Source organism: Ramlibacter paludis, assembly GCF_022012305.1.
Taxonomy (GTDB): domain Bacteria; phylum Pseudomonadota; class Gammaproteobacteria; order Burkholderiales; family Burkholderiaceae_C; genus Ramlibacter; species Ramlibacter paludis.
The window spans coordinates 57,757-71,696 of record NZ_JAKLTM010000001.1 but is presented as its reverse complement, the minus strand read 5'-3'; the positions used below and the strand labels follow the sequence as shown (position 1 = coordinate 71,696).

At 68.7% G+C, this 13,940-nt stretch carries 15 protein-coding genes; 12 read left to right on the top strand and 3 right to left on the bottom strand.

What is annotated here, in order from left to right:
* Nucleotides 1-22: 22 nt before the first annotated feature.
* The 6 genes from argB to LZ009_RS00330 all read left to right on the top strand — a co-directional run bounded on the left by argB (nt 23) and on the right by LZ009_RS00330 (nt 4,852).
* Nucleotides 23-913 carry an acetylglutamate kinase gene (gene argB / locus LZ009_RS00355; protein WP_275695893.1) on the top strand — a complete coding sequence of 297 codons (891 nt, stop codon included), beginning with the start codon at nt 23-25 and terminating at the stop codon, nt 911-913.
* 2 nt (nt 914-915) lie between these two features.
* Entirely contained in the window at nt 916-1,617 is a 702-nt protein-coding gene (locus LZ009_RS00350; RefSeq protein ID WP_275695892.1) for a response regulator, read from the top strand.
* A gap of 35 nt (nt 1,618-1,652) precedes the next feature.
* The gene (locus LZ009_RS00345) at nt 1,653-3,008 is read left to right on the top strand and encodes a sensor histidine kinase (RefSeq protein ID WP_275697084.1); all 1,356 of its coding nucleotides are present in this window, start codon (nt 1,653-1,655) and stop codon (nt 3,006-3,008) included.
* Between the two features lie 114 nt (nt 3,009-3,122).
* Nucleotides 3,123-3,764 (top strand): nucleoid occlusion factor SlmA, encoded by a 642-nt coding sequence (slmA, locus tag LZ009_RS00340; RefSeq protein ID WP_275695891.1) that lies wholly within the window; start codon nt 3,123-3,125, stop codon nt 3,762-3,764.
* Nucleotide 3,765: 1 nt separating this feature from the next.
* Complete coding sequence (pdeM, locus tag LZ009_RS00335; RefSeq protein WP_275695890.1) at nt 3,766-4,428, top strand: ligase-associated DNA damage response endonuclease PdeM; 663 nt, start codon at nt 3,766-3,768, stop codon at nt 4,426-4,428.
* Between the two features lie 106 nt (nt 4,429-4,534).
* The gene (locus LZ009_RS00330) at nt 4,535-4,852 is read left to right on the top strand and encodes a hypothetical protein (protein WP_275695889.1); all 318 of its coding nucleotides are present in this window, start codon (nt 4,535-4,537) and stop codon (nt 4,850-4,852) included.
* A gap of 1 nt (nt 4,853) precedes the next feature.
* On the opposite strand, the gene LZ009_RS00325 is transcribed toward LZ009_RS00330, so the two are convergent.
* The 3 genes from LZ009_RS00325 to LZ009_RS00315 form a co-directional block, all read right to left on the bottom strand.
* Nucleotides 4,854-5,912: a malate/lactate/ureidoglycolate dehydrogenase gene (locus tag LZ009_RS00325; protein WP_275695888.1), complete on the bottom strand. Its 1,059-nt coding sequence runs from the start codon at nt 5,910-5,912 to the stop codon at nt 4,854-4,856.
* A gap of 119 nt (nt 5,913-6,031) precedes the next feature.
* Nucleotides 6,032-7,558: a UxaA family hydrolase gene (locus LZ009_RS00320; RefSeq protein ID WP_275695887.1), complete on the bottom strand. Its 1,527-nt coding sequence runs from the start codon at nt 7,556-7,558 to the stop codon at nt 6,032-6,034.
* Between the two features lie 17 nt (nt 7,559-7,575).
* A complete protein-coding gene (locus LZ009_RS00315) occupies nt 7,576-8,304 on the bottom strand; it encodes a FadR/GntR family transcriptional regulator (protein WP_275695886.1) in 729 nt (242 codons plus the stop codon).
* A gap of 157 nt (nt 8,305-8,461) precedes the next feature.
* Between LZ009_RS00315 and LZ009_RS00310 the strand changes: the two genes are divergently transcribed.
* From LZ009_RS00310 to LZ009_RS00285, 6 genes are all read left to right on the top strand, one after another.
* On the top strand, nt 8,462-9,208 hold the full coding sequence (locus LZ009_RS00310; RefSeq protein ID WP_275695885.1) for an SDR family oxidoreductase: 747 nt from the start codon (nt 8,462-8,464) through the stop codon (nt 9,206-9,208).
* Complete coding sequence (locus tag LZ009_RS00305) at nt 9,205-9,951, top strand: SDR family NAD(P)-dependent oxidoreductase (RefSeq protein ID WP_275695884.1); 747 nt, start codon at nt 9,205-9,207, stop codon at nt 9,949-9,951. The genes LZ009_RS00310 and LZ009_RS00305 overlap by 4 nt, the downstream gene beginning before the upstream one ends.
* Nucleotides 9,952-9,973: 22 nt before the next feature.
* Nucleotides 9,974-10,822 carry a fumarylacetoacetate hydrolase family protein gene (locus LZ009_RS00300; RefSeq protein ID WP_275695883.1) on the top strand — a complete coding sequence of 283 codons (849 nt, stop codon included), beginning with the start codon at nt 9,974-9,976 and terminating at the stop codon, nt 10,820-10,822.
* A gap of 186 nt (nt 10,823-11,008) precedes the next feature.
* On the top strand, nt 11,009-11,701 hold the full coding sequence (locus tag LZ009_RS00295) for a TetR/AcrR family transcriptional regulator (RefSeq protein ID WP_275695882.1): 693 nt from the start codon (nt 11,009-11,011) through the stop codon (nt 11,699-11,701).
* 2 nt (nt 11,702-11,703) lie between these two features.
* Complete coding sequence (locus tag LZ009_RS00290; RefSeq protein ID WP_275695881.1) at nt 11,704-13,500, top strand: acyl-CoA dehydrogenase C-terminal domain-containing protein; 1,797 nt, start codon at nt 11,704-11,706, stop codon at nt 13,498-13,500.
* Nucleotides 13,497-13,928, top strand: coding sequence for a DUF2147 domain-containing protein (locus LZ009_RS00285; RefSeq protein ID WP_275695880.1), 432 nt, complete (start codon nt 13,497-13,499; stop codon nt 13,926-13,928). The genes LZ009_RS00290 and LZ009_RS00285 overlap by 4 nt, the downstream gene beginning before the upstream one ends.
* Nucleotides 13,929-13,940 lie beyond the last annotated feature (12 nt).

The window sequence follows — 13,940 nt, the reverse complement described above, 5'->3', positions numbered from 1 at the left end:
GGCTTCCCACTCCCGAGCGCCAATGAACGACGTCAACCACATCGCCCCGCGCGACAAGGCCGAAATCCTGGCCCAGGCGCTGCCGTACATCCGCAGGTTCCATGGCAAGACCATGGTGATCAAGTACGGCGGCAACGCCATGACCGACCCCGAGCTGCAGGCCGACTTCGCCGAAGACGTCGTGCTGCTCAAGCTCGTTGGCATCAACCCCGTGGTGGTGCACGGCGGCGGGCCGCAGATCGAGCAGGCCCTCAACCGCCTGGGCAAGAAGGGCGAGTTCATCCAGGGCATGCGCGTCACCGACGCCGAGACCATGGAAGTGGTCGAATGGGTGCTGGCCGGCGAGGTGCAGCAGGACATCGTGGGCTTCATCCACAAGGCCGGCGGCCAGGCCGTGGGCCTGACCGGGCGCGACGGCGGCCTGATCCGCGCCAAGAAGCTGAAGATGGTCGACAACAAGGACCCGAACAAGCACCACGACGTCGGCCAGGTCGGCGACATCGTGGAGATCAGCCCCGGCGTCGTGCGCGCGCTGCTGGAAGACAACTTCATTCCCGTCGTCAGCCCGATCGGCTTCGGCGACGAGAACGAGAGCTACAACATCAATGCCGACGTCGTCGCGTCGAAGCTGGCGGAAGTGCTGCAGGCCGAGAAGCTCGTGCTGCTCACCAACACGCCCGGCGTGCTGGACAAGTCCGGCAAGCTGCTGACCGACCTGACGTCCAAGGAGATCGATGCGCTGTTCGCCGACGGCACCATCTCCGGCGGCATGCTGCCCAAGATCAGCGGCGCGCTCGACGCGGCCAAGGCCGGCGTCAACGCGGTGCACATCATCGACGGCCGCGTGCCGCACGCGATGCTGCTGGAGATCCTGACCGACCAGGCCTACGGGACCATGATCCGGTCGCACTGAGCATGAGACTGCTGCTGGTCGAAGACGACGTGATGGTGGCCAGCGGCATCAAGCTGGGCCTGGCCAACGCGGGCTATGCCGTCGACTGGGTCGGCAGCGGCGAACGCGCCGAGGAGGTGCTGCGCACCGAGGTCTTCGACGCCGCCATCATCGACATCGGCCTGCCCAACATGGACGGCCTGGAGCTGACGCGGCGCCTGCGCCGCCCCGAGATGGCCAGCCAGCACATGCCGGTGCTGATCCTCACCGCGCGCGACGCCTTGCACGACCGCGTGCAGGGCCTCGACCTCGGCGCCGACGACTACATGATCAAGCCCTTCGAGCTGCCCGAGCTGCTGGCGCGCCTGCGCGCGCTGCTGCGGCGCTCGCAGGCCGCCACCTCCGCGGTGCTGTCCTTCGGCCCGATCGAGCTCGATACCGCCAACCGGCGCGCCAGCGCGCAGAAGAACGGCCATGCGGTGCCGATCGAGCTGGGCCCGCGCGAGTGGACGGTGATGGAGTACCTCCTGATCAACGCCCCCAAGCCCGCCAGCAAGGAAAAGCTGCTGCAGGCCCTGACCGGCTGGGACAAGGAGATCACGCCCAACGCGGTGGAGGTCTACATCTCGCGCCTGCGCGGCAAGCTGGAGCCGCACGGGGTGGCGCTGCGCTCCATCCGCGGCTTCGGCTACCGGCTGGAACTGCGGCCCTCCGAGGGCGAGTGAAGCTGTCCTTCCGCCCCGTCGCCCGGGCGGCGGCGATGACCTCCGGCCTGCGGCGCCGGCTGCTGGTGATGCTGATCGCGCCGCTGATCCTGCTGGCGGTGCTCAATGCCTGGTTCGACTACCGCTCCGCCGGCAACGTGGCCACGCAGCAGGACCAGCGCCTGCTCGCGCTGGTGCCGCTGGTGGCCGATTCGGTGATCGGCGAGGGCGAGCCGCCGCTGGTGCTGCTGGCCCCCGCCGTGGAGGAATTCCTCAAGGAGGGCGGCGGCTTCACCGCCTTCGCGCTGGTCGACGCCGACGGCAAGCTGCTGTTCGGCCAGCCCTGGCTGGGCGGCCTGCCGCCTTCCGGCGCCGAGCCGGAGCTGCACAGCGAGGAGCACGGCGGCGCCACCTGGCGCATCGTGCGCCAGCGCCAGCCCACGGTGCTGGGCGACACCGGCATCGTCGTGGCCGATGGCGCCGATCCGCGCCAGCAGTGGCTGCGCTCGGTCGTCTTCAAGGTGCTGCTGCCGAACCTGGTGCTGATCGCCGCGGCGGCCTTCGCGGTGGGCTGGGCGGTGGAGCGGGCCCTCAAGCCCTTGCTCGAACTGAAGGACGCGGTGGAGCGGCGCTCGCCGCGCGACCTGAGCGCGATCGACGAATCGGCCTCGCCGGCGGAGGTGCGGCCCCTGGTCGATTCGCTCAATCGCTTGTTCGGCCTCGTCAACGCGCAGGCCGAGGGCCAGCAACGCTTCGTCGCCGACGCGGCGCACCAGCTGCGCACGCCGCTGGCCGGTTTGCAGGCGCAGGTGGAAGCCTGGGCGCAGCAGGCCGGCGCGCAAGACACCCTGGAGCTGCCCGCCGACCAGGTCTACAAGCTGCGCAGCGCCACCCGCCGCACCTCGCAGCTGGCCAACCAGCTGCTGGCGCTGTCGCGCGCCGATGCCCGCGGCATGCATTCGCAGCCGGTGCAGGCGGTTGACCTGAAGGCGCTGTGCGAGGACATCCTGCAGCAGCACCTGGACGCCGCCACCGCCCGCCACATCGACCTGGGCCTGGACGCGGAGCCGGCCGAGGCCATGGGGCACGCCTGGCTGCTGCGCGAGCTGCTGTCCAACCTGGTCGACAACGCCGTGAAGTACGGCCACGAACGCGGCGCGGTGACGATCCGCTGCGGCGTCCGCACCGGCGTTCCTTTCCTGGAGGTGGAAGACGACGGGCCGGGCGTGGCGACGCCGGAGCTGCCCCGGATCCTGGAGCGCTTCTACCGGGTGCAAGGCACGCAGGGCGAGGGCAACGGCCTGGGCCTGGCGATCGCCGAGGAAATCGCGCGCGCCCACCACAGCCACCTGCAGCTGCAGCCCGGCGCCGGCGGCCGCGGACTGCGGGTCACCCTGCCGCTTCCCGCCTGACGCCTGCTTTTCCCGGTTGGCAAGTGGGCACTTGCAAAAGCGCAACAGCCCGGATAACCCTTACTGTCGGGTATGCGAGAATGATTTTCGACACAGCTGTTTCCGCCTGCCCCAATGTCCCACGCCGAGCTCGATTCCCCCGAACCCACCCCTGGCGGTGAAGCGGCCACTGCAGCCGTGGGACGCAAGCGTCCCAAGCCGGGGGAGCGGCGCGTGCAGATCCTGCAGGCGCTGGCGACCATGCTGGAGCAGCCGGGCGCGGAGCGCATCACCACCGCGGCCCTGGCCGCGAAGCTGGACGTGAGCGAAGCCGCGCTGTACCGCCATTTCGCCAGCAAGGCGCAGATGTTCGAAGGCCTGATCGAGTTCATCGAGCAGAGCGTCTTCAGCCTGATCAACCAGATCGGCGAACGCGAAGCCGAGGGCCAGGCCCAGGCCGCGCGCATCGTCGGCATGCTGATCCAGTTTGCCGAGAAGAACCCGGGCATGACCCGCGTGATGGTCGGCGATGCGCTGGTGTTCGAGAACGACCGCCTGCAGCAGCGCATGAACCAGTTCTTCGACAAGGTCGAAGCCTCGCTGCGGCAATGCCTGCGCGGCGCCACCGCCGACGCGGCGACGCCCACGGTCGATGCCCAGGTGCGCGCCTCGGTGCTCACCGCCTTCATCGTCGGGCGGCTGCAGCGCTTTGCCCGCTCCGGCTTCAAGCGCGCGCCTTCGGAGCACCTGGAAGCCAGCCTGGCCCGCATGCTCTGACTTGCTGCGCATCCGCCTTGCGGGTGAGGATGCCCTGCTGCATCCCACCGGAACCCTCTATCTCTCCCGCTGGCACACGCTGCTGGTCGCCGACGCGCACTTCGGCAAGGCGGTAAGTTTCCGCAAGCTGGGCGTGCCGGTGCCCAGCGGCACCACCAGCGGCAACCTCGCCAAGCTCGACGAAGCCATCGCGGCAACGGGCGCGCAGCAGGTGGTGTTCCTCGGCGACTTCCTGCATTCGCGCCGCTCGCACGCCGCCGGCACGCTGGGCGTGCTGCACGAGTGGCGCGCCGCCCGGTCGGATCTCGCGCTGACGCTGGTGCGCGGCAACCACGACGATCGCGCCGGCGATCCGCCGGCCAGCCTCGGCTTCACGGTGGTCGACGAACCGCTGGCGCTCGGACCGTTCGCGCTGTGCCACCATCCACGTCCGCGCGCCGATGCCTATGTGCTGGCGGGCCACTGGCATCCGTGCATCAGCGTCGCCGGCCGCGCCTTCGAAAGGCTGAGGCTGCCTTGCTTCTGGCTGGGGGAAGAGGTCGGCGTGCTGCCGGCTTTCGGCAGCTTCACGGGGATGCACCGGATCGATCCGCGTGCGGGCGACCGGATCTTCCCGATTGCCGACGACGTGGTGCGCGCGCTGCCGCCGCTGCCTCTGCCTTAGGGGCCGGGGTCGGACAGCGCACTACAAGCGCTGATGGAAAAGGCTGTCGCCGCCGTCGCGCGGGCGGCCCTGCAATAGGGGCAGACCAACCGACCAAGGAGTCCCCATGAAACTGAAACATGCCGGCTGGGCCATCGCCCTCGCCGCGGCCGCCGCCGCCCCCGCCTTTGCGCAGACCTCCGTCGTCACGACCGGCACCGGCGCCACCGTCACCACGAGCACCAATATCGCCGTGACGCCCGCGGTGCCCGCTCCCGCCATCGCCGCCCGCACCGTGACCATCCCCGGTGCCGTCGTGTCGGAGATCGGCTCCAACACCGTGGTGGCCGGCAACACCCGCACCACGACGACCGGCTACTGGGTCAACGTGCCGCAGGACGTAACGCGCGATCCGAGCTTCCAGCGCTGGCAGTCCCTTAAGTAAATCAGTCGATGCGGGCGCCGACCTTGGCGCCCGCGGCGACGATTTCCTGCCAGGTGGTGTCGTCGACGACGATGCCTTCGCGCTCGCGCTGAACACGCGCGGCGCGTTCCGGCTCGCCCGCCAGCAGCACGCCTTCGCTGCCCGGCGCGGGCGGGCTTTGCTTCAGCCAGTCGGCAAAGGCCAGCGCCTCGCGGGCGAACTCGCTTTGCGTGCCCAGCTTGCGCGGGTCGACCAGCACCGTGAACATGCCGTTGATGACGGCCCGCTTGGTGTCCGCCGGGCGGTGCCAGGTGCCGCTGCCCGTGAGCGCGCCTCCCAGCAGCTCGCAGGCAACGGCCATGCCGTAGCCCTTGTGCTCGCCGAAAGCCATCAGCGCGCCGAACATGCCACCCGCTTGCGGCACGACCACCACGCCCGGATTGGTGGTGGGTTGGCCTTTCTCGTCGATCAGGTAGCCCGGTTCGACCTGGCGGCCTTCGTTGTGCGCGACGCGCATCTTGCCCTGCGCCACACGGCTGGTCGCGAAGTCCAGCACGAAGGGTTCGCGGCCTTCCATCGGCACGCCGACGCAGAAGGGATTGGTGCCGTAGCGGCCGTCCCCGCCGCCGAAAGGCGCCACCACGGGGCGCGACTGCACGTTGACGAAATGAATGCTGACCAGTCCGCGCGCCACCGCCATCTCGGCGAAGTGGCCGATGCGGCCCAGGTGGTGCGCGTTGGCCAGCGCCATCACGCAGCTGCCGGTGGCTTGCGCGCGCTCCATCGCGAGCGCCATCGCCTGCGCGCCGACGACCTGGCCGTAGCCGCGCTGGCCGTCCAGCGCCAGCAGGCTGCCGCCATCGAGCTTCACGGCGATGTCGGTGTTGGGCTTGAGGCCGCCTTCCAGGACGGCGTCGATGTAGCGCGGAACCATGCCCACGCCATGCGAGTCGTGGCCGCTCAGGTTGGCCAGCACCAGGTTGTCGGCGACGGTCTGCGCTTCTTCCTTCGAACTGCCACCGGCGACGATGATGTCGGCGACGGTCTTGCGCAGTTGCGCGGCGGGGAGGGTCTTGCTCACTCGGGTCTCCTTTGATTCTTGTGCCTTGTCATTGCGGGCTCGACCCGCAATCCAGCAACTGCGCCCGATCCGAACGCGGGACTGGATCCCGGGTCAAGCCCGGGATGACGGGGGAGGGATCACATCACCGCGCCGACTTGCCACGGCACGAATTCGTTCTGGCCGTAGCCGTGCTGCTCGCTCTTGCTCGCTTCGCCGGACGCGGTGGCGAGGACGAGGCGGAAGATCCGCTCGCCCATCTCCTGGATCGAGGCCTGGCCGTCGATGATCTCGCCGCAGTTGATGTCCATGTCCTCCTCCTGCCGCTGCCACAGCGCCGTGTTGGTGGCGATCTTCAGCGAAGGGGAGGGCGCGCAGCCGTAGGCGGAGCCGCGGCCGGTGGTGAAGCAGATCATGTTGGCGCCGCCGGCCACCTGGCCCGTGGCGCTGACGGGGTCGTAGCCGGGCGTGTCCATGTAGACGAAGCCGTGCGCGTCGACCGGCTGCGCGTATTCGTACACGGCCTGCAGGTTCGAGGTGCCGCCCTTGGCCACCGCGCCGAGCGACTTTTCCAGGATGGTGGTGAGGCCGCCCGCCTTGTTGCCGGGCGAGGGATTGTTGTTCATCTCGCCTTCGTTGACGCGCGTGTAGTTCTCCCACCAGTGGATGCGCTCGATCAGCTTCTCGCCCACTTCGCGCTTCACCGCGCGCCGCGTCAGCAGGTGTTCGGCGCCGTAGATCTCCGGCGTCTCCGACAGGATGGCGGTGCCGCCGTGCGCCACCAGCAGGTCGACCGCCGCGCCGAGCGCCGGGTTGGCGCTGATACCCGAATAGCCGTCGGAGCCGCCGCACTGCAGGCCGATGGTGATGTGCGCGGCGCTGCAAGGCTCGCGCTTCACGCGGTTGGCCGCCGGCAGCATCTGCTTGATCAGCGAGATGCCTTTCTCCACCGTCTTGCGCGTGCCGCCGGTGTCCTGGATGTTGAACACCTGCAGCGTTTCGCCTTCGCGCAGGCTGCTGTGCGCGAGCCAGGCGTTGATCTGGTTGGCCTCGCAGCCGAGGCCGACGACGATCACGGCCGCGAAGTTGGCGTGCGTTGCGTAGCCGGCCAGCGTGCGCTCCAGGATCTGCATGCCCGCGCCTTCGGTGTCCATGCCGCAGCCGGTGCCGTGGGTGAGCGCCACCACGCCGTCGACGTTGGGGTAGTCCGCCAGGGCGCGCGGGTTGGTCTGGCGCGAGAAGTGGTCGGCGATCGCCCGGGCGGCGGTCGCCGAGCAGTTCACGCTGGAAAGGATGCCGATGTAGTTGCGGGTGGCGACCCGGCCGTCGGCGCGCTGGATGCCCATGAAGGTCGCTTCGCGCAGGGGCGCGGCCGGCTTGACGTCGGCGCCGAAGGCGTAGTCGCGGGCGAAGGCGCCGCCCTCCGCACCCATGCCCAGGTTGTGCGTGTGCACGTGCTCGCCGGCGGCCACGGGCTTGCTGGTGAAGCCGATGATCTGGTTGTAGCGCCGCACCGGCGCGCCGGCCGGCAGGTCGCGCACGGCGACCTTGTGGCCGGCGGGAATCAGGCCGCGGACGGCAATGCCTTCGACGCTGCTGCCGCCCACCAGCTGGGAGCGGGCGATGAGCACGTCGTCGTTCGGATGCAGGCGGATGAAGGGGGTCATGGGGTCCTCGTGGAGATTCAGGTTCCAGGCTTGTTGGCGCGCTTCCAGCTGGCGCTGTAGCGGCCGGTGGCCTTCTTCAGGTGTTGCTGCATGGCCGCGCGCGCGCCTTCGGCGTCGCGCGCGCGGATCGCCGCCAGCACGGCGGCATGTTCGGTGAGCGCGGCCTGCCAGGACGCGGCGTTCTCAAAGTGGTCGCCCAGGCGCGAGAAGATCGGCTCCTGGCGCGCGTTCCAGTAGCCGCGCACGGTGTCGACCAGCACCTCGTTGCCGCAAGCCTGGGCAATGGCCTGGTGGAAGGCTTCGTCGCCGCCTTGCGGGCCGTCGCCGGACTCGGCTTCCTCGCGCATGCGCGCCAGGGCCGAGGCCATCGCGGCCAACTGCGGTTTCTTCGCGTGCCGCGCGGCCAGCGCCGCCACTTCGCCTTCGACCAGTTCGCGCGCCTGCATCACCTGCAAGGGGCCCCATTCGGCGCTGCCGTTGGCGGCGGGCGCGCGCGCCACCGACGCCCGCTGCGCCTGCGGCTGCACGTAGATGCCGGAGCCGGTGCGCACCTCGACCCAGCCTTCCACCTCCAGCGCGATCAGCGCCTCGCGCACCGAGGGCCGGCTCACGCCGAGCTGGCGCGCGAGATCGCGCTCCGCCGGCAGCCGCGTGCCGGCGTCGAACTCGCCGCCGGTGATCAGCCCGCGCAGCTGTTCCGCGATCTGGCGGTACAGGCGGCTGGATTCGACGGCTTGCAAAGGCACAGGGGTTAGAGGCTGGAGGCTGGGGACTAGGGAGGGGCGGGTTGGCACTAAGTGGCCAAGTGGTCAGACCAATTATGATCCGGAAAACCACTGGGTGCCAACACGGTTTTCCCTAGCCCCTAGCCTCCAGCCCCTAGCCCCTACGAAGGAGCACACCGTGCGACTGAAGAACAAGACAGCCCTGGTCACCGCGGCCGGGCAAGGCATAGGCCGCGCGAGCGCGCTGGCGCTGGCGGCGGAGGGCGCGCAGGTCTGGGCGACCGACCTCAATCCGCGCCTGCTGGACGCCTTCGAAGGCGTCGATGGCATCCGCAGCGTGCAGCTCGACGTGCTGGACAAGCCGTCGATCGAGCGCGTCATCCAGGGCATGCCGGCGCTCGACGTGCTGTTCAACTGCGCCGGCTTCGTCCACAACGGCACGGTGCTGCAGGCGACCGACGAGGAGTGGAACTTCGCGCTCAACCTGAACGTGCGGGCGCAGTTCTGGGCGATCCAGGCGGCGCTGCCGCGCATGCTGCAGAACGACGAGGGCAAGGGCCGCGGCAGCATCATCAACATGGCCAGCGTCTGCAGCAGCATCAAGGGCCTGCCGAATCGCTTCATCTACGGCACCACCAAGGCGGCCGTGATCGGCCTGACCAAGAGCGTCGCGGCCGACTACGTGGCCAACGGCATCCGCTGCAATGCGATCTGTCCCGGCACCGTCGACACGCCTTCGCTGCAGGACCGCATCAACGCCAATGCCGATCCGGTGGCCGCGCGCGCGGCCTTCATCGCCCGCCAGCCCATGGGCCGGCTGGCGCGCGCCGAGGAAATCGCGCCGCTGGTCGTGTTCCTGGCCAGCGACGAGGCGCAGTTCGTGACCGGCCAGGCCTACGCCGCCGACGGCGGCATCACGATATGAACCGCCTCGACTTCGACGGCCGCCACGCGGTCGTGACCGGCGGCGCCACCGGACTCGGCTTCGCCATCGCGCAGCGGCTGGTCGCTTCGGGCGGCACGGTCTCGCTCTGGGACCGCGACCTGGCCGCCGGCCGCGCGGCCGCCGAGCGCCTGGGCAGCGGCAATGCCTTCGTGCAGGTCGACGTGGCCAGCGAGAGCTCGGTGCGCGAGGCGGTGCAATCCACGGTGCGGCGCGCGCAGCGCATCGATGCGCTGGTCAACAGCGCCGGCATCACCGGCCCCAACGTCAAGCTGTGGGACTACCCGCTGGACGCCTGGCAGGAAGTCATGGCCGTCAACCTGAATGGTCTGTTCCTCTGCTGCCGCGAAGTGGTGGGCGTGATGCGCGCCGCCAACTATGGCCGCATCGTCAACATCGCCTCGGTGGCCGGCAAGGACGGCAACCCCAATGCCAGTGCCTACAGCGCCAGCAAGGCCGCCGTGATCGCGCTGACCAAGTCGCTCGGCAAGGAACTCGCCGACACCGGCGTGCGCGTGAACTGCGTGACGCCGGCGGCGGTGAAGACGGCGATCTTCGACCAGATGTCGCAGCAGCACATCGACTTCATGCTGTCGAAGATTCCCATGGGGCGCTTCGGCCTGCCGGAGGAAATCGCGGCCATGGTCGGCTGGCTGTGCACCGAGGATTGCTCCTTTTCCACCGGCGCGACCTTCGACCTTTCGGGCGGCCGCGCCACGTACTAGACCAACAACGAGGAAAGAAGAAATGAAACTGGTTCGCTACGGCAATCCCGGCAAGGAAAAGCCCGGCCTCATCGACGACGAGGGTCGCGTGCGCGACCTGAGCAGCGTGGTGCCGGACATCGGCCCCGCGCAACTCGGGCAAGTGGGCCTGACCCGCATCCGCAAGGCCAACCCGGCCAAGCTGCCGCTGGTGCGCGGCACGCCGCGCTTCGGCTCGCCGGTGAACAACGTCGGCAAGTTCGTCGCCATCGGCCTGAACTACGCCGACCACGCCGCCGAATCGGGCGTGCCGATCCCGAAGGAGCCGGTGGTGTTCATGAAGGCCACCACCTGCATCCAGGGCCCCAACGACGACGTGATGCTGCCGCGCGGCTCGGTCAAGACCGACTGGGAAGTGGAGCTGGCCGTGGTGATCGGCACGCTGGCGCGCTACGTCCCCATGAACAAGGCGCTCACCCACGTGGCCGGCTATGCGATCTGCAACGACGTGAGCGAGCGCGAGTTCCAGCTGGAGCGCGGCCCGCAGTGGGACAAGGGCAAGGGCTGCGACACCTTCGGCCCGCTCGGTCCCTGGCTGGTGACCACCGACGAGATCGAGAACGTGCAGAAGCTGGACATGTGGCTGGACGTGAACGGCAAGCGCATGCAGACCGGCAACACCCGCACCATGATCTTCAACGTGGCCAAGCTGGTGAGCTACGTGAGCCACTTCATGACGCTGATGCCCGGCGACGTCATCACCACGGGCACCCCGCCCGGCGTGGGCCTGGGCATGAAGCCGCCGACGTACCTGAAAAAGGGCGACGTGATGACGCTGGGCATCCAGGGTCTCGGCGAGCAGCGGCAGCTGGTGGTTCCGTTCAAGGCCTGACGCGCTGCGGTGGCATGAAGCCGGGGTTTCCACCCCGGCCTACGCATCGCTCGTAGGCCGGGGTGGGAACCCCGGCTTTCTTCCTAGGTCCGCCGCTCTAAATCCCGGCGTCCTTCCCACATGCCGCGAAAATGCTGCAGAATAGAACGACCGTTCGTTTTTATTCCGCCCAAGCATCTTCCCGCCATGTCGGTCACAGACCTGCCGCTGAAACCCGCCCGCAGCCGCGACGGCCGGGCCCTGCAGAAGGGCCAGCAGACCAAGGCCGCCATCGTCGAGGCCGCACTCGGCCTGGCGACGCAGATCGGCCTGGAAGGCCTGTCCATCGGCGCGCTGGCCGAGGTCACGCAGATGAGCAAGTCGGGCGTCTTCGCGCACTTCGGCTCGCGCGAGGAACTGCAGATCTCGGTGATCCGCGAATACCACGACCGCTTCGAGCAGGACGTGTTCTATCCCTCGCTGGCCGCGCCGCGCGGCCTGCCGCGCCTGCAGGCCATGTTCGCCAACTGGATGAAGCGCACCTCGGTCGAGATCGACTCGGGCTGCATCTACATCAGCGGCGCGGTCGAATTCGACGACCGGCCCGGCCCGGTGCGCGATGCCCTGGCCTCGTCGGTGCAGACCTGGCATGCCGCCATGAAGCGCACCATCGTGATGGCCAAGGAAGAGGGCCACCTGCGCGCCGACGTCGACGAGGAGCAGATGCTGTTCGAGATCCACGGCCTGATCCTCGCGCTGCACTACGAAGCGCGCTTCCTCAAGAATCCCGGTTCCATTGCCCGCGCCAACACCGGCTTCGAGCACATCCTGGCGCGCTACGGCGCCGCCGCCCCCAAGCCAGCCCGGTTGATGAAGACCGCCAAGAACACCAAGGAGTAGAGATGCCCACGTACAACCCGCCCGTGCGCGACATGCAGTTCGTGCTGCACGAAGTGCTGAAGGTCACCGACGACTACGCCGCCATCCCGCGCCACGCGGAAACGGATGCCGACACCATGAACGCGGTGATCGAGGAAGCCGGCAAGTTCGCCGCCGAGGTGACCTTCCCGCTCAACATCGAAGGCGACACGGTCGGCTGCAAGTTGAACAAGGAGACCCACGAGGTCACCACGCCGCCCGGCTTCAAGGATGCCTACGCCAAGTTCATCGCGGGCGGCTGGACGGCGCTCTCGTGCGACCCGGAGTTCGGCGGCCAGGGCCTGCCGTTCACGCTGAACCAGTGCCTGTACGAGATGCTGAACAGCGCCAACCAGGCCTGGACCATGTACCCCGGCCTGTCGCACGGCGCCTATGAAGCGTTGCATGCGCACGGCACGCCCGAGCAGCAGAAGACCTTCCTCCCCAAGCTGACCAGCGGCGAGTGGACCGGCACCATGTGCCTGACCGAACCGCACTGCGGCACCGACCTGGGCCTGCTGCGCACCAAGGCCGAACCGCAGGCCGACGGCACCTACAAGCTCACCGGCAACAAGATCTTCATCTCGGCCGGCGAGCACGACATGACCGAGAACATCGTGCACCTGGTGCTGGCGCGCCTGCCGGACGCGCCGCAGGGCAGCAAGGGCATCAGCCTGTTCATCGTGCCCAAGTTCCTGGTCAACGCCGACGGGTCCCTGGGCAAGCGCAACCCGATCTTCTGCGCCGGCCTGGAGCACAAGATGGGCATCCACGGCAACGCCACCGCGCAGATCGTGCTCGACGGCGCCGTCGGCACGCTGGTGGGCGAGCCCAACAAGGGCCTGCAGGCGATGTTCGTGATGATGAACGCGGCGCGCCTCGGCGTCGGCACCCAGTCGCTGGGCCTGACCGAAGTGGCCTTCCAGAACGCGCTGGTTTACGCCAAGGACCGCATCCAGATGCGCTCGCTGTCCGGCGTGAAGGCCAAGGACAAGCCGGCCGACCCCATCATCGTGCACCCCGACGTGCGCAAGATGCTGCTGACCGCCAAGGCCTACGCCGAAGGCGGCCGCGCGCTCACGCTGTTCTGCGCGCACCTGATCGACCGCGAGCTCTTCCACACCGACGAGAAGGTCAAGGCCGAAAGCGCCGAACTGGTCGCGCTGCTCACGCCCATCGTCAAGGCCTTCCTCACCGACAACGGCCACGTCGCCACCAACGCCTGCATGCAGGTCTTCGGCGGCCACGGCTACATCAAGGAATGGGGCATGGAGCAGTACGTGCGGGACAACCGCATCAACATGATCTACGAAGGCACGAACACCGTGCAGTCGCTGGACCTGCTGGGCCGCAAGATCCTGGGCAACAATGGCGCGACCCTGAAGAAGTTCGGCAAGCTGGTGGCGCAGCTGGTGGAGGAGGAGGGCGTCAACGAGAAGATGGCCGAGTTCATCAACCCGATCGCCTTCCTGGGCGACCAGATGACCAAGTTCACCACCGAGCTGGGCTTCAAGGGCTTCCAGAACCCCGATGAAGTGGGCGCCGCCGCCGTCGACTACCTGCGCGTGCTGGGCCACCTGGTGTTCGGCTACTTCTGGGCCCGCATGGCGCAGGTGGCGCTGCGCGAAGTCGAGGCCGGCAACACCGACCCCTTCTACCAGGCCAAGCTGCAGACGGCGCGCTTCTACTTCGCGCGCCTGTTCCCCGAGACGGCCACGCTGATGCGCACGGCGCGCGCCGGCGTTTCCAACCTGCTCGACACGGACGCGGCGCTGGCATGAAGCGCCTCGTCCTCGCCCTCGCGACGCTGGCGGCCGGCGCCGCCTTCGCCCAGTCCACGCCCGTGGGCCTGTGGCGCAACATCGACGACAAGACCGGCGAAGCCAAGGCGGAGATCCGCATCGTCGACAACGGCGGCGCCCTGAGCGGCCGCATCGAGAAGCGCCTGATCAAGGACGCCAAGCCCGATGCCGTCTGCGAGGAATGCAAGGACGAGCGCAAGGGCAAGCCGATCGTGGGCCTGGAGATCATCCGCGGCGCGCGCAAGGCCGAAGGCAAGGAACAGTGGGAAGGCGGCAAGATCCTCGATCCCGAGAACGGCCGCGAATACGGCCTGCGCCTGACGCCGGTGGACGGCGGCCAGAAGCTGGACGTGCGCGGCTCCTTCGGGCCGTTCTGGCGCACCCAGACCTGGGTCCGCGTGCAGTAAACCCTTTTGAAG